This is a genomic window from Stenotrophomonas sp. LARHCG68 (assembly GCF_052871705.1).
On record NZ_JBIXJV010000002.1, the window covers coordinates 620,911 to 635,500 of the forward strand.

The following is a 14,590-nucleotide window of genomic DNA, read 5'->3' on the forward strand; positions in this document are numbered from 1 at the left end:
CTCAGCGCTTCCCGCGGGTGGCGATGGCGTGGTCGATCACCTGCAGCGCCTGCGCGCGTTCGCCGCCTTCCACCACCAGCCGCGGCGCACGCACGCGCTCGCTGCCCAGGCCCACGCGCTCCTGCATCAGCTTGATCAGCTGCACGAACTTGGGAACGGTATCCATGCGCAGCAGCGGCAACGACCACTCGTACAACTCGCGGGCCGCCGCGTAACCACCGCGCCGTGCCTGCTCGAACAACTGCACCGCTTCTTCCGGGAACGCGTTGACGGTACCGGCGATCCAGCCTTCGGCACCCATCGCGATGCCTTCCACGATCAGGTCGTCCACGCCGACCAGCAGCACCAGGCGATCGCCGAGCAGGGCCTTGATCGCGGCCAGGCGGCGGATGTCGCCGGAGGACTCCTTGATCGCCTGCACGTGCGCGAACTCGGCGGCGAACGCGGCCACCTGTTCCGGGCTGAAGTCGGTCTTGTAGGCGATCGGGTTGTTGTACAGCAGCACCGGCAGATCGGTGGAGGCGATGACTGCGCGGATGTACGCATCCATCTCGTGGCGGTCGCTGGAGTACACGTACGGCGGCAGCACCATCAGGCCACCGGCGCCGGCCTGCTTCACCGCCGCGGCCAGCGCGATGCCTTCCTGCGTCGACAGCGCGGCGATGCCGGCCACGATCGGCACGCGGGCCCCCACCGCATCGACCAGGGTGCGCACGATGGCCACCTTTTCCTCGAAGCTCAGGGTGGCGCTTTCGCCCAGCGAGCCCAGCGGCACCAGGCCGCTGCAGCCGGCATCGACCAGGCGGCGTGCGTGCTCGGCCAGGAAGGCATGGTCCACCGTGCCGTTGGCGGTGAAGGGAGTGGTGATGGCCGGCAGTACGCCGCGCCAGAAGTCTGCATTGCTCATCAAGGCTTACCTGGTTCGTATGGGTCGAAGGATGCATCTGCCAATGCAGCCAGGCTGACCGGGGTCAGTGGCGGCCGCACGGCCGTGGGGGAGGCGGAAGGGGAGGTCAATCGCAGTTCGCGCAGCGCGGCACCGCAGATGCGGCCCTGGCAGGCACCCATGCCGCAACGGGTGACCAGCCGCAGCTGGCGCGGGTCCGGGTGCGCGTGCACGTCGGCCATCGGCACGTCTTCGCAGCGGCAGACCAGGGTGTCGGGGTCGGCCAGCGTGCGGGCCTGTTCGCCGGGCTGGAAGGTCCGAGCCAGCAGCGCGGCATAGGCACGCTCATGTTCGCGCCGGTGGCGCAGTGCCTCGCCGCCGCGCACGTCGCCCAGGGCGAAGCACGCCGCCATCGCGCCTTCGATGCGGGCGCAGTCGCGGCCGCCGATGCCGAGGCTTTCGCCGGCCACGTGGATGTCGGAGTGGCTGCTGCGCAGTTGCAGGTCCACGCGCACCACCGGGTGCGTGCAGGAGGTGTCCAGTTCACAGCCCAGCAGCCGCGCCAGCTCCACGTTCGGCACCAGGCCCCAGCCGACCGCCAGCAGGTCGCAGGCCACGCGCGTGCGCGGGCCACCGGCAGTGACGATGTCCACGCCCTGCAGGCGCTGGTCGCCATGCGCGGCCACGACCGTGCTTTGCCGGTGCCATGGCACCGGCGCCAGGCCGGCGCGCAGTGCCACCGCCTGCGCCAGCTTGCCCGGCCAACGCCACAGCTGGCGGGCGAAGCCATGCAGCTGCGCGGTGCTGGCCTGTTCGTGGATGCCGACCAGCGTCGCGCCATGGCGCTTGAGCGTGGCGGCCGTCGCCAGCAGCAGTGGGCCAGTACCGGCCACCACCACCCGCTTGCCGGCCACTGGCAGGCCCTGCTTGGCCAACGCCTGCAGGCCACCGGCACCGGTGACGCCGGGCAAGGTCCAGCCCGGGAAGGGCAGCAGCAGCTCGCGTGCGCCCGTGGCGATCACCAGCTTGCGCCAGTGCAGCGCCACTGCGCCGTGCGCATGGACGGCGAGCAGCCGGTGCGGGTCGGCCAAGGTCACTTCGTGCCCGGCCAGCAGCGCGATGCCCGCGGCCTCCAGGCCTTCGATCTGCGCCCGCGCCATCGCCGGCACGCCGAAGCGCAGGTCGTGCCGCCATACCTGGCCGCCGACGCGCGGCTGTGCATCGACCAGCCCCACCCGCGCGCCACGGCGGGCACCGGCATGGGCCGCGGCCAGGCCCGCAGGGCCGGCCCCGACCACCAGCAGGTCGTAATGATGCTGTTTCATCGCTGTGTCTCCACCCGCATGCCCGGGCGTGCCACCACCATGCAGGCGCGCAGCTGCTCGATCGCATCGATGCGGACCCGGCATTCGAAGCACAGGCCCATGCCGCACAGCGGCGCGCGCGGCTCACCGCCGGGCGAACGCCGGAAGCTGCTGCGCACCTGCGCGATGGCGGCGGCGACGGTGGCGCCCTCCTCCACTTCCACGCGCAGGCCGTCCACACTCAATACGACGCGGCTCATGCCACCTCCTGCTGCAGCCGATCCGGCCGATAGGGGTCCAACGCAAGCGCCGGACTGCGGCCGAGGAAGGCATCGACCAGCAGCCGCGCACTGCCCGGTGCGGCGGTGATGCCCAGCCCTTCATGGCCGGCCGCCACCCATACCCGGTGACGGCCCGGCACCGCGCCCAGGTACGGCAGCCCGTCCGGCGTGGCCGGGCGGAAACCGCACCAGCTGCGCAGCGCACGCAGCTCCTGCAGCACCGGGACGAAGTCGAACGCGCGGCGCAGCATGCGTTGCAGCAGCGCCATCGAGATGCCGTTGTCCACGGCGTCGTATTCGCGCGAGGACCCGATCAGCAGTTGGCCGTTCGGCCGCGGCTGCACGTTGAACGACACGCTGGCGGCATCGGCGCCATGCGCGGCGGCGGCATAGCCCATCTCGATCAGCTGGTGGCGCAGCAACGGCCGGTGCCGGTCGGTGATGACCAGCTGCCCCTTGCGCGCACGCATCGGCAGTTCCGGCAGCAACTCCGGCAATGCGCTGCCGGTGGCCACCAGCACCGGCCCACGCAGCACGCGGCCATCGGCCAGCAGCACGCCGTCCTCGACCAGTTGCGTGGCACGGGCGCCGGCAAACAACTGCATGCCCTGCCGGCAGGCATCTTCGATCAGCCGCCAGGCCACCCGCGGCGGGTAGACCACCGCGTCGCCCGGTACGTGCATGCCACCGCACAGGCCCGCGGCAAGCTGCGGTTCGCGCTGGTACAGCCCCGCCGCATCCACCGCCACGGCCTGCACGCCGACCGCCGCCAACGCATCCACGCGGGCGGCCACGGTGTCCAGTTCGTCGCCGTTGCGTGCCACCCACAGGGTGCCGCAGCGTTGGTATTCGGCCTGTGGCCAATCGGCCCAACGCTGCCACAGCCGCAGCGAATAGCTGCACAGCGCCAGCTCATGCGCATCGCCATCCATCGCCACCAGGTGGCCCATCGCGGCCGCGCTCGCGCCGCCGCCCACCGCGCCGTATTCCACCACCGCCACGCGCAGACCGGCGGCCACCGCGGCTTCGGCGCAGGCGGCGCCGACGATGCCGGCGCCGATGATGATCAGCTCGAACGTACCGCCTGCACTCACGGCCGCGGACCGCCAATGCCCCAGGCGAACGGGTCGGCCGGGTCGATCAGCACGGTGGCACGCGCGGTGATCCACGCCTGGCCGATGATGCGCGGCAGGATGCCGCGCGTACCGGGCTGGTAGGACGCTTCGAACGCGGTACCCAGCACGCCCTGCTGCGTCCAGTGCTCACCCGCGCCGAGCTTGCCGTCAGCGGCCAGGCAGGCCAGTTTGGCGCTGGTGCCGGTGCCACACGGCGAACGGTCGTAGGCCAGCCCCGGGCACAGCACGAAATTGCGCATCTGCCCGCTGCCGTCCGGTGCGGTGGCGTTGACTTCGATGTGGTCGATCTCGCCGTCCTGGCCGCGGATGCCGGCCTGTTCCAGCGCCACGCGGATGGCCTCGGTATAGGCGGTAAGCGTGCGCTGGTTGGCCAGCTCCACCGTGCACGGCGCCTGCGCGGTGATGAAGAACCAGTTGCCGCCCCAGGCGACGTCGCCGCGCACCGGGCCATGCCCGGCCACCTCGACCACGACATCGGCCTGGTACCGCCAGCTCTCGACGTTGTCGACCGCGACCCGGCCATCGGCGAACAGTTCCACGCCCACCGTGCCCACCGGCGTCTCGATGCGATGCCGGCCCACGCCGATGCGGCCCAGCTCGGCCAGCGTGCGGACCACACCGATGGTGCCGTGGCCACACATGCCCAGGTAGCCGACGTTGTTGAAGAAGATCACCCCGGTGCACGCGGCCGGATCCTGCGCCGGCAGCAGCAGTGCGCCGACCATCGTGTCCGAGCCACGCGGCTCGCACGCCAGCGCCGCGCGCCAATGGTCGAACTGCCCGGCAAAACGCTCGCGGCGCTGCTGCAGGCTGCCTTGGCCAAGATCGGGAAATCCGCCAAGCACGACCCGGGTGGGCTCGCCTGCGGTATGCGAATCGATGATGTCTATCCGGTGCATGCGGCCATGCTCCCATTCGCCGCGCAGGCCCGAATAGCAGGCGATTGGGCGTGCTCATGCGGAATTCGGCACAGCCACCTGAACACGCGCAAACGCCTTCCGGCATGCGCTAGGATCGGCCGCACGCCACCCTGAAGGCCGCCACCGTGATGACGACGCCCCTGGATGCACGCCACTCCTCAAGCGATGTGCAGGACCTGTTCGATGCACTTCCCGACACCGTGTTCTTCATCAAGGATCGGCAGGGGCGCTATACGCACTGCAACCTCACCCTGGTGCAGCGACTGGGCAGGAAGAAGCGTGGCGAAGTGATCGGGCGCTCGCCGCTGGAGGTGTTCCCCGCGCCGCTGGGCAACCGTTACCTGCTGCAGGACCAGCAGGTCCTCGGCGGCGACCCGATCGCCGACCGCCTGGAAGTGCACCTGTACCCGAACCGGCGCCCGGGCTGGTGCCTCACCCTGAAACGGCCGATGTACACCGATGGCGCCATCACCGGGTTGATGGGCGTCTCGCGCGACCTCGGCCGCCCCAACAGCCGCCACTCGGCGTTCGCCCAGCTCGACAAGGTGGTGGCGCACATGCAGCTGCATTTCGAGACCAACCTGCGCACGCCGCAGCTGGCCGAACGCGCGGGCATGTCGCTGGCGCAGCTGGAGCGCCACTTCCGCCACGTGTTCCAGCTCACCCCGCAGCAGTACATGATCAAGCTGCGCATCGAGATGGCGATGCGGCTGCTGCGCGGCGAGGGCAGCATCGCCGGCATCGGCCAGCGTTGCGGCTTCAGTGACCAGAGCGCGTTCGCGCGGCAGTTCAAGGCCACCGTCGGCATGACGCCCAGCGAGTACCGGGCACTGGACGAACGCTTCGGCATGACCGAACCGGCACCGGACAGCCGCATGGCCGAGCTCACCGGCTGAGGCGCACCCACCGGCCCGGCAGCTGCACGCACGAGCGCATCGCGCTGCCCCACCCTGCCGTCCCCGCCCCCAGCGTCGCCACGCCCGCCCGGGCGAGGCTTGCCTGCCCGCGCGACGGGGTGCTAGAAGGGTCCATGCCGGCCCCTGTCCGGGCCGGACATCTGGCGCGGCACGACGTACGGGGATCACAGCGGTCACGGCCGCTGCGTTTTATGGCTCGGGGACATGCAACACCATGGTCGGACGTGAACATGACATCGCGGTGAATCCCGATGCCTGCCCGGTACAAGCCAAGCAGGACATGCTCCGGGCGCTGGACATGCATGCCCTGTGGCGCGCCTGCGTGGACCTGGTCAGCCAACGCCTGCCCTGCCATTCGTGCACGCTGATGTACGACATCACCTGCGGCTACCAGCCGCAGCGCAGCCTGCACTTCCTCGGCGAGACGCCTTCCGGCCTGCCACCGCCCCTGCGCAGCCTGGACGTGGCCGCGCCCTACCTGCAGCAGCATCCGCGCATCCATTGGTACACGCTGTCGCAGATCGCCTCCGGCGATGCACAGGCGCGGCAACGGCTGCGCGCGCAGAACCCGGCGCCGGGCTGGCACGAGTTCATCCACATGGCGTTCTGGGGCGAGGACGGCCTGGAAGCGGTGCTGAGCATCCGCATGCGCGAAGGCCACGAACAGATCACCGACGGCCACCAGCAGTTCCTGGACGAGCTGCACCCGCTGATGGCCGCCGGACTGCAGCGCCTGCGCTCACTGCGCGACGAACGCCGCAGCGTCTACCAGGCACTGCTCGACCGGCAGAGCCTGCCGGAGCTGATCCTCGACCACGAGCTGCACCCGATCAGCCTGTCCCCCGCGGCGCAGCGGTTGTGCGCCGACTGGCTGGAACCGGACCGGTCCGGACTGCCGGATGTCATCGCCGCGGAACTGCGCCGCTGGCTCGGCCACCCCGGCGCAGTCGCCCCCGGCAGCAGCACGACGGTCAGCCACCCGCGATGTCCGGGCAAGGCGCTGCACATCCGCCTGGAAGCACAGCTGCCGGCCCATCCACTGCAACCGCTGTACCTGCTGTGCCTGGCCACGGCCGCGCCGGCGGGCAGCCAGCGGCCGGTATGGTCCAAGCTCTCGCCCACCGAACAACGCGTGGCCGAGCTGGTCGTCGATGGCCTGCGCAACGACGAGATCGCCCATCACCTGAGCCGCTCGCGCAAGACCATCGAAAGCCAGATCAGCGCGATCTACCGCAAGCTCGACGTCGGCCACCGCGCCCAGCTGGTGCGCCTGCTCAGCACCGCCTGCTGAGCACCGCGCGCTCAGGGCACGAACAGGAAGTAGTCATGCGCCGCCCGCGCCAGCTGGGCGATGGCCGCGTCGCGCTCCTGGCTGCTGGCGCGCGACTGCACGAACACGCTGATCACCGCATGGCCGCGTCCGCCCGGCAGGGTGATCACGCCGACATCGTTGATCACGTCGCCCACCGTGCCGGTCTTGTGCGCCACCGGCGTGTCGCGCGGCAGCATGCCGGGCAGGCGCGCGGTGCCGGTGCGGGTATCGCGCATGATCGCCTGCAGCACGTCCAGGCTGGCCGGGCTCAGCACCTGCCCCTTCCATGTCTTTTCCAGCAGCAACGTCATCGCGCGTGCGGTACTGGTGTCGCGCGGGTCGGCGTTCCAGGCGTTAGTGTGGCTGCGCCGCTGCTCCTCGCTGCGTTCGCCGCGCGAGAGCTCGGCGTAGGCGGCCGGGCCCATCGGCTGGGCCTGCGAGGCAGCGTTGCCACGGTAGTTGGCCAGCAGCTCCCAGATGTAGCGGTCCACGCGCAGGCCGTCGATGCCCAGCGCGCGCATGCGCGCGTCCACCGCGGCAGTGCCGCCGCCGAGCCGGATCAGGATGTCGGTGGCGTTGTTGTCGCTGACGGTGATCATCATGTGCAGCAGGTCGCGCACGGTGATCGCCGAACCGGCGCTCAGGTGCAGGTCCATCGGCCCGCCCATCTCCGGATAGATGTCATCGGCCTTCAGCGTGACCTGCTGCTGCAGCGACAGCGTGCCTTCATCGACCAGCGCGAGGATATGCACCGCCACCGGCACCTTCATCGTGCTGGCCATCGGGAACGGCCGATCACCGTTGATGTAGACGCTGCGTCCGCTTTCCAGGTGCACGATGGCCGCACCCAGCTCGCCCCCGGGCAGCAGGCTGGCCAGGCGTTGCGCCTCGGCCTGCAGCGGCGCTGCCGGTGCGCTGCGCGCCAGCAGCGTGCCGGGCAGCCACAGGCTGGCCAGCAACGCGGCAGCCAGCAGCGGACGGCGCGGATGCAGGCGGCGAGGGGAAGCGGAACGGGTCATGTTCAAGGGGGTTTCCTCCAGGGACGGGAAGCGCCGCGGCGGGACTGACGATCATCCCGCCGCGACCAGGCTCAGAAACGCATGCGGGCGCCCAGCGTGTAGTAGCGGCCGACCACGTCGTAGTACGGCGAGCCTACCGCGCCCAGCGGCGATTTCCTGTCGAACAGGTTGCTGATGTCGGCGTAGATCTCGAACTCGCGGTCCGCGGACATCGGCAGGCGCATGCGTCCACCCACGTCCCAGTACACGTAGGAACCGATGTCGCCGTTGGTCAGCTGCAACTGGTTGTTGTAGACGCCGGCGGACAGGTAACGCGCGCGCGCCTGCGCCGAATAGCGGTCGCCACGCCAGCCGAAGGTGGCGTTGCCGCGCCAGCGCGGCACGCCCGAGCCGCCGGTCAGGCCCTGCGAGGTGACGTACTCGAAGCTGTTCTTGCCGTCGTAGGTGGTCAGGCTGTCCACCCAGGTCGCCAGCACGCGGGCGTGGAACTGGCCCGGCATCGCGGCGAACAGCGTGGCCGCCGGCAGGCTGTACATCAGGTCCACGTCCACGCCGTTGGTGCGGTACTCGGCCAGGTTGACGTAGTTGGAGTTGATCCGCTCGATCTCGCCGTTGCCGTCGCGCACCACGCGGCCACACATGGCCTGGTTGCCGGCGATGCAGCGCAGCACGGTTTCCTGCGCCGACACCTGGGTGATCACGTCCTTGATCTCGATGTCGAAGTAGTCCACCGACATGATCAGGCCCGGGGCACGGGCCGGTGCCCAGGTGAAGCCGACGGTCAGCGTATCGGCCTTCTCCGGGTCCAGGCGCGGGTTGCCACCGCCGATCACCAGTGCGCTGAGCGAGGTGCCGGTGAGCGGGTCGCTGATGGTCGACCAGCCGGTGGTGCTGGTGGTGTACATCTCCGACAGGTTGGCCGAACGGATGTCGCGCGAGCGGGTGAAGCGGCCGCGGAAGCCATCGAAGAACTCATTGGTCATGCCGTACTTCCACGACCAGATCGCACCGGAGCTGTTGTAGTCGCTGAAGCGCGCGGCGGCATTGACCTGCAGGTCGCGCAGCGCCGGCACGTCGCGCAGCAGCGGCGCGGCCACCTCGGCGAAGGCCTCGCGCACGGTGAAGCTGCCAGCCATCGGCGAGGAGCTCCAGGTGCTGAACGCCTTGGCCAGGTCCTGCGCGCCCACCTTCTGATCGATCTGCTCCTTGCGCGCCTCCAGGCCCACCGCCACCGATACCTCGCCGGCCGGCAGCGAGAACGGCTCGCCGCGCAGGTCCAGGCCGGCGGTGTCCAGCCGGGTGTTGGTCATGCGCCGCGGCGTGCCGGTCACGTAGGCAGCCGCTTCGGCCGAGGGCGCGCCGTGGCCGAACAGATTGATCGGCACGCAGCCGGAGCCGGGGTTGGTCAAGGTCACCCGGCAGACCACCTTGCCGCTGACCGGATCGATCACCGCGTCCACCGCGTCGCGGTAGTTGCTGGTCAGCAGGAAGCCCGGCGCGGCCAGGTCGGACTGGTTGTCGCCGTGGCTGTAGTAGCCGCCCCAGCGCCAGTTGTCGCCCACCACGCCATCCAGCGCGACGGTGAACTGGGTGGTGCGACGGTCATAGTCGATGTCGGGGAAGGCGAAGTCGCTGTTGAAGCGGCCCAGCGTGAAACTGGTCTCGCCGGCCGCTTCCATCGCATCGCGCACCGCCGCCGGCAGGAACGCGTTGTCCACGCCAAGGCGCAGCCCGGTGCCGCGGTTGTGGTCGCCGAACCACGGGAAGCGGTTCCAGCTGCGCGAATGGCGCACGTCCACGGTCAGGCCGACGTTGTCGGTGAGGTTCCATGACAGCCGCCCCAGCACGTTGTAGCGCCGCTGCGGCGTCATCAGCGAGCTGATGTCATCGTTGCTCGGGCTCTCGCCACCCTGGATCAGCGATGCGCCGGTATAGCCGGGGAAGGGACGCAGGCTGCCGTCCGGGTTGAAGGCCATGCCGGCCAGCACGCCGCTGGTGATCAGGCCACCGATGGCAGCGTTGCCGTAGCCCACGTCGCCGACCATCGTGTAGGTGCCGTCGCCATTGGACAGCTGTGCGGTGCGGCCCAGCCAGCGGCGCGAGGTCTTGGGAATCACGCCGTCGTTGTTGAGCGCCTCCGCGCCGATCACCACATGGCCACGGCCCTGGGCGACCTCGAAGCCGGTGGCCGCCGAGACGTACTGCTTCTGGTTGTCCGAACGCGAGGACACCCCGCCCTGCACGTCGACCTTGGTCCCGACCAGCTGGCTGTCCAACTGCACGTTGACCACGCCGCTGACCGCGCCCGAGCCCCAGGCCGCCGAGGCGCCGCCGGTGACCACGTCCACGCCACTGATCAGGATCGAGGGGATCGCGGCCAGGTCGTTGTCGCTGGAGAAGCGTCGCCCGTCCAGCAGCACCAGCGTGCGGCTGGTGCCCAGGCCACGCAGGTCGACCGGCGCGCGCGCCGCGTCCACGCCGGTGGTGTGGGTCTGCGGCGACACCGTGCCGCGGAACTGCGGCAGGTCGTTGAGCGCGGCGGCGATGTTGGTGTGGGTGGAGAGCTGCAGTTCCTCCGGCGTCACCTTCACCGTCGGCGTGGGCGCGTTGAAGCCGGGACGGTCGATGCGCGAGCCCGAGGCGGTGACCTTGACGCTGGCGATGTCCACCACCTTGCCGTCGGCCGGCGCCGGTGGCGTGTCTGCGTTCTGGGCCGATACGGCGGGGATCGTTCCGACAAGGATCAGGGCGATGCCCGTGGACAACGCGGTTCTGGCGATACGAGACGACATACGGTTCCTCGCAGACGGCTGGAAGTGGATACGACGGACCTGTGATGCGGAACTCCCCTTGTCCGCATCTTAGGAAGCCGTCTTCCGACCCCGCATCAGGGAAAACCCCCATAGCCGACCCATAAACGACAACGGCCGGCGCAAGCGCCGGCCGTTGTTTCAAACGTTACCAATTATCAGTGCTCGGCCGCCTTGCTGGCACCGATGCCGGTCTCGGCACGCACTTCCTGCGCCGGATAGGCCGCACGTTCCTGCTGTGCGTTGCGGCTCTTGTCCAGCACCGAGAACAGCCAGATGCCGACGAAGGCGATGGTCATGGAGAACAGCGCCGGGCTGGTGTACGGGAACGGCGCGCTGCCGGCCGGGTTGCCCAACGTGTCTACCCACACCGACGGCGACAGCAGGGTCAGCAGCAGCGACGAGGCCAGGCCCAGGAAGCCGCCGATCACCGCGCCACGGGTGGTGCAGTCCTTCCACAGCAGCGACAGGATCAGCACCGGGAAGTTGGCCGAGGCGGCGATGGCGAAGGCCAGCGACACCATGAAGGCCACGTTCTGCTTCTCGAACACGATGCCCAGCAGCACCGCGACCACGCCCAGCACCAGGGTGGTGATGCGCGAGACACGCAGCTCCGAACCCGGCGGCGGGTTGCCCTGCTTGAACACGGTGGCGTACAGGTCATGCGACACCGCCGAGGCACCGGACAACGTCAGGCCGGCCACCACCGCCAGGATGGTGGCGAAGGCCACCGCCGAGATGAAGCCCATGAACAGGTTGCCGCCCACCGCCTTGCCGACCAGCACGGCCGCCATGTTCGGGCCGCCCTGGATGGTGCCGGTCACCGGGTCGGCGTACTCGGGGTTGGTCAGCACCAGTGCGATCGCACCGAAACCGATGATGAAGATCAGGATGTAGAAGTAGCCGATCCAGGTGGTGGCCCACAGCACCGACTTGCGTGCCTGCTTGGCATCGGGGACGGTGAAGAAGCGCATCAGGATGTGCGGCAGGCCGGCGGTGCCGAACATCAGCGCCATGCCGAACGAGATCGCCGAGATCGGGTCCTTCACGAAGCCACCCGGGCCCATGATCGCCAGGCCGGCACTGGCCGCTTCCTCGGCGCTCTTGCCGCCATTGGCCGCGATCTGGGTCTTCACCCGCACCGCCTCGCTGAACAGTGCCTCGAAGCTGAAGTTGAACTTCCACATCACCATCAGCGCCATGAAGGTCACGCCGAACAGCAGCAGGCAGGCCTTGATGATCTGCACCCAGGTGGTGGCGGTCATGCCGCCGAACAGCACGTAGACCATCATCAGCACGCCGACCAGCGCCACGGCCACCCAGTAGTCCAGGCCGAACAGCAGCTTGATCAGCGCACCGGCGCCGACCATCTGCGCGATCAGGTAGAACAGCACCACCACCAGCGTGCCGGAGGCGGCGAACATGCGGATCGGCTTCTGCTGGAAGCGGTAGCCGGCCACGTCGGCGAAGGTGAAGCGGCCCAGGTTGCGCAGGCGTTCGGCCATCAGGAAGGTCAGGATCGGCCAGCCGACCAGGAAGCCCAGCGCGTAGATCAGGCCATCGTAGCCATTGGCCATGACCGCCGCGGTGATGCCCAGGAACGAGGCGGCGGACATGTAGTCGCCGGCGATGGCCAGGCCATTCTGGAAGCCGGTGATGCCGCCGCCGGCGGTGTAGAAGTCCGATGCCGAACGGGTGCGCTTGGCCGCCCACTTGGTGATGCCGAGCGTGGCCAGCACGAACACGGCAAACATGGTGATCGCCGTCCAGTTGGTCGGCTGGCGCACGGTCTGGCCGATGTCGCCGCCGGCGGCCAGGGCGGCGCCGCTGGCTGCCATCAGTGCAAGCAGCGCGCCCGATCGCAGGAAGGAATGGCTCATCGGGTCTCCTCCACGATCTGCTGGGTCAGCTGGTCGAATTCCTTGTTGGCGCGGCGCACGTAGAAGCCGGTGATCAGGATGGTGAACACCATCAGGCCCAGCGCGATCGGGATGCCCACGGTGGTGATCTTGCCCGCGGCGATCGGCGTGGCCAAGAACGCCTTGTCGAAGGCGATCAGGCCGATGTAGCCGTAGTAGGCCAGCAGCATGAGCACGGTCAGGGTCCAGCCAAGCCGGTTGCGCACCTTGCGCAGGCGTTGGTAGAGCGGATTGGAGGCGATCCGCTCAACACGGGGATCGACGGAAGCATTCATCGGGATTCTCCAGACGTGGGAATACGAGCGCCCCGGCGCGGGGTACGCGCCTCGGCGGTGACATGAGTGCTCCCCGTGGGGGTAGGGAGATGGTACGGACTACATTCCTGCAGACGGTACCGGCATGGCCTGCATGCCGGCACCGCGGGATCAGAAGCTGTACTTGGTGGTGAACTGCAGGCGGCTGATGTCGCCCTTCTGGCCGTTCTCGATCTCGCGCACGCCGTACATCAGCTCGGCGCCGATATCGACCTTGGGCATCGGGGTGTAGAACACGTTGCCGCGGATGGACTGCACGCTCTTGGTCACCAGGTTGCCGGTGATCGAGGCATCGTTGTCGTAGTCGCTGCGCGCGTAGATCAGGTTGGTGCGCAGCTTGGGCGAGAACGCATGGCGCCAGCCCACGTAAGCGGCGACCACGCCGGTCGGGTCGATCTCGTCGCGGATCGCGTCGTAGCCGCTGTCGGCGGTGATGCCCAGGCCGATGTAGCGCGAGATGCCTTCGCCACCGGTGAGCTGGTAGTGCAGGCTGTCGCTGTCGCCCATCACCCACTTGCCGCCCAGCGTCACGCCGCCGGCGACCTTGGTGGCATCGGCACCGGTGGCCTGGTTGTCGACCTTGAGCTGGCGCACCAGGCCAGCCACGCCGAACGTGCCCCAGTCACCCTTCCAGCCGTAGCGGGCGGTAAGGTCTGGCAGCGAACCGCGGTCGGAGTTGACCACCGACGGTACGTTCCACTTGCCCGTACCCGGGTTGTAGGTGCCGGTGAGGGTGGTGGTCTCCGGGTTTTCCAGGGCCACGCTGAAGCCGCCGTTGGTGTAGCGGACCTGGGCCTGGCGCACGAACACCACGCCGTCGGTCGGGCCGACGAAGTCGACCGCCTCGGGGATGGACGCGGCATCCATGAAGTTGGACCAGGTCTGGCCGGCCAGCCAGTTGTTCCAGTACATGTAGGCATGGCGCAGGGTCACGCCGTAGGTGTTGGTCGCTGTCTGGTTGCCCAGCGAGTTGCCGAAGAAGTCCATCTCGACCATGGCACCGGCCTTGTCGCCGTTCTCGGCCACGTGGTCCACGCCCAGGTTGAAGCGCGAGAACTTGGCGTGCGCGTTGTAGTCCACGTCCGAGGCCTTGCCCGAGCCGCCGGCACCGTGCACCGGCGTCTGCCCCGGCAGGTACAGCGCGCGGCCGGTGGCGTCGTCGGCGAGCTGGCCGTCGCCGGTGCGCGTGGCCAGGAAGTCGGCCTTGATGAAGCCGCCGAACTTGAACGTGGTGCCCGGCGTCGCGCCCGGGGTGATGCTGGTGACCTGGATCGGCTGCTTGCCGGCCGGCACCGTCGCCGCCGGCCGTGCGGCCAGGTCGGCCTGCGCAGCACGCACCTGGCCGACGTCGGTCTGGGTCTGCGTGATCACGCCCTGCTGTTGCTGTTGGGTGGACACCAGCAACTGCACCTGCCGTTCCAGTTCGGCCACGCGCGCTTCGAGCGCTTTCTCCCTGGCCGTCTCGGCCCACGCCATGCCCGGCGCGACCAGCGCAACCAGCAGCGCGGCGGCGAGCGGACGGCGGGCCGTCTTCAACACGGATGTATTCATTTTCAGTCTCTCTCCCGACTGGCGTTTGCGGCCGCACCAGCTGCACGGTCGCGGCCAGCGTGCGGTCGGCCGGCACGGGGCGGCTATTCGCCATTAGTCGTAAGTCGGCGTGCATTCGACCATCGTCTAATCCGGGGGGCAGCGCGCGGGGGGGTGGATACGGCACACTTGGGTTGTCCGGCCCTGTCGCGCAGACAAGGCCTTTTCATTGGTTACAAGTG

Annotated in this window: 12 protein-coding genes; 2 read left to right on the forward strand and 10 right to left on the reverse strand. The window is 69.2% G+C overall.

The features are described 5' to 3' along the window. Position 1: 1 nt before the first annotated feature. The 5 genes from ACIPR8_RS10260 to ACIPR8_RS10280 are packed head-to-tail and all read right to left on the reverse strand — an operon-like array spanning position 2 to position 4,506. On the reverse strand, positions 2-907 hold the full coding sequence (locus ACIPR8_RS10260) for a dihydrodipicolinate synthase family protein (RefSeq protein WP_446540961.1): 906 nt from the start codon (positions 905-907) through the stop codon (positions 2-4). Next, a complete protein-coding gene (locus ACIPR8_RS10265; protein WP_446540962.1) occupies positions 907-2,211 on the reverse strand; it encodes an FAD-dependent oxidoreductase in 1,305 nt (434 codons plus the stop codon). The genes ACIPR8_RS10260 and ACIPR8_RS10265 overlap by 1 nt, the downstream gene beginning before the upstream one ends. Then, positions 2,208-2,450 carry a (2Fe-2S)-binding protein gene (locus ACIPR8_RS10270; RefSeq protein ID WP_132863943.1) on the reverse strand — a complete coding sequence of 81 codons (243 nt, stop codon included), beginning with the start codon at positions 2,448-2,450 and terminating at the stop codon, positions 2,208-2,210. The genes ACIPR8_RS10265 and ACIPR8_RS10270 overlap by 4 nt, the downstream gene beginning before the upstream one ends. Continuing rightward, positions 2,447-3,589: an NAD(P)/FAD-dependent oxidoreductase gene (locus tag ACIPR8_RS10275; protein ID WP_446541060.1), complete on the reverse strand. Its 1,143-nt coding sequence runs from the start codon at positions 3,587-3,589 to the stop codon at positions 2,447-2,449. The genes ACIPR8_RS10270 and ACIPR8_RS10275 overlap by 4 nt, the downstream gene beginning before the upstream one ends. Then, on the reverse strand, positions 3,562-4,506 hold the full coding sequence (locus ACIPR8_RS10280; protein WP_446540963.1) for a proline racemase family protein: 945 nt from the start codon (positions 4,504-4,506) through the stop codon (positions 3,562-3,564). Before ACIPR8_RS10280 ends, ACIPR8_RS10275 begins: the two co-directional genes overlap by 28 nt. Positions 4,507-4,655: 149 nt before the next feature. Here ACIPR8_RS10280 and ACIPR8_RS10285 point away from each other — a divergent pair, with 149 nt between their 5' ends. Together ACIPR8_RS10285 and ACIPR8_RS10290 are read left to right on the forward strand one after the other, a co-directional pair. Further along, positions 4,656-5,423 (forward strand): AraC family transcriptional regulator, encoded by a 768-nt coding sequence (locus ACIPR8_RS10285; RefSeq protein ID WP_192287128.1) that lies wholly within the window; start codon positions 4,656-4,658, stop codon positions 5,421-5,423. A gap of 235 nt (positions 5,424-5,658) precedes the next feature. Next, complete coding sequence (locus ACIPR8_RS10290) at positions 5,659-6,735, forward strand: helix-turn-helix transcriptional regulator (protein WP_192287129.1); 1,077 nt, start codon at positions 5,659-5,661, stop codon at positions 6,733-6,735. An 11-nt stretch (positions 6,736-6,746) separates the two neighbouring features. On the opposite strand, the gene bla is transcribed toward ACIPR8_RS10290, so the two are convergent. The 5 genes from bla to ACIPR8_RS10315 form a co-directional block, all read right to left on the reverse strand. Beyond that, positions 6,747-7,775, reverse strand: a complete 1,029-nt coding sequence (bla, locus tag ACIPR8_RS10295; protein WP_132863951.1) for a class A beta-lactamase — start codon at positions 7,773-7,775, stop codon at positions 6,747-6,749. A 71-nt stretch (positions 7,776-7,846) separates the two neighbouring features. After that, the gene (locus ACIPR8_RS10300; protein ID WP_192287131.1) at positions 7,847-10,567 is read right to left on the reverse strand and encodes a TonB-dependent receptor domain-containing protein; all 2,721 of its coding nucleotides are present in this window, start codon (positions 10,565-10,567) and stop codon (positions 7,847-7,849) included. 176 nt (positions 10,568-10,743) lie between these two features. Continuing rightward, entirely contained in the window at positions 10,744-12,423 is a 1,680-nt protein-coding gene (locus ACIPR8_RS10305) for a cation acetate symporter (RefSeq protein WP_313255867.1), read from the reverse strand. Positions 12,424-12,461: 38 nt separating this feature from the next. Further along, positions 12,462-12,779 carry a DUF485 domain-containing protein gene (locus ACIPR8_RS10310; protein ID WP_192287132.1) on the reverse strand — a complete coding sequence of 106 codons (318 nt, stop codon included), beginning with the start codon at positions 12,777-12,779 and terminating at the stop codon, positions 12,462-12,464. Positions 12,780-12,929: 150 nt separating this feature from the next. After that, on the reverse strand, positions 12,930-14,369 hold the full coding sequence (locus ACIPR8_RS10315) for a DcaP family trimeric outer membrane transporter (protein WP_192287133.1): 1,440 nt from the start codon (positions 14,367-14,369) through the stop codon (positions 12,930-12,932). Between the last annotated feature and the right edge of the window lie 221 nt (positions 14,370-14,590).

Excerpts from the sequence above, each read along its gene's own strand:
- ACIPR8_RS10265 (WP_446540962.1), bottom strand. The coding sequence starts at position 2,211 with ATGAAACAGCATCATTACGACCTGCTGGTGGTCGGGGCCGGCCCTGCG.
- ACIPR8_RS10260 (WP_446540961.1), bottom strand. The coding sequence starts at position 907 with ATGAGCAATGCAGACTTCTGGCGCGGCGTACTGCCGGCCATCACCACT.
- ACIPR8_RS10285 (WP_192287128.1), top strand. The coding sequence starts at position 4,656 with ATGACGACGCCCCTGGATGCACGCCACTCCTCAAGCGATGTGCAGGAC.
- ACIPR8_RS10270 (WP_132863943.1), bottom strand. The coding sequence starts at position 2,450 with ATGAGCCGCGTCGTATTGAGTGTGGACGGCCTGCGCGTGGAAGTGGAG.
- bla (WP_132863951.1), bottom strand. The coding sequence starts at position 7,775 with ATGACCCGTTCCGCTTCCCCTCGCCGCCTGCATCCGCGCCGTCCGCTG.
- ACIPR8_RS10315 (WP_192287133.1), bottom strand. The coding sequence starts at position 14,369 with ATGAATACATCCGTGTTGAAGACGGCCCGCCGTCCGCTCGCCGCCGCG.
- ACIPR8_RS10305 (WP_313255867.1), bottom strand. The coding sequence starts at position 12,423 with ATGGCAGCCAGCGGCGCCGCCCTGGCCGCCGGCGGCGACATCGGCCAG.
- ACIPR8_RS10280 (WP_446540963.1), bottom strand. The coding sequence starts at position 4,506 with ATGCACCGGATAGACATCATCGATTCGCATACCGCAGGCGAGCCCACC.
- ACIPR8_RS10310 (WP_192287132.1), bottom strand. The coding sequence starts at position 12,779 with ATGAATGCTTCCGTCGATCCCCGTGTTGAGCGGATCGCCTCCAATCCG.
- ACIPR8_RS10300 (WP_192287131.1), bottom strand. The coding sequence starts at position 10,567 with ATGTCGTCTCGTATCGCCAGAACCGCGTTGTCCACGGGCATCGCCCTG.
- ACIPR8_RS10290 (WP_192287129.1), top strand. The coding sequence starts at position 5,659 with ATGGTCGGACGTGAACATGACATCGCGGTGAATCCCGATGCCTGCCCG.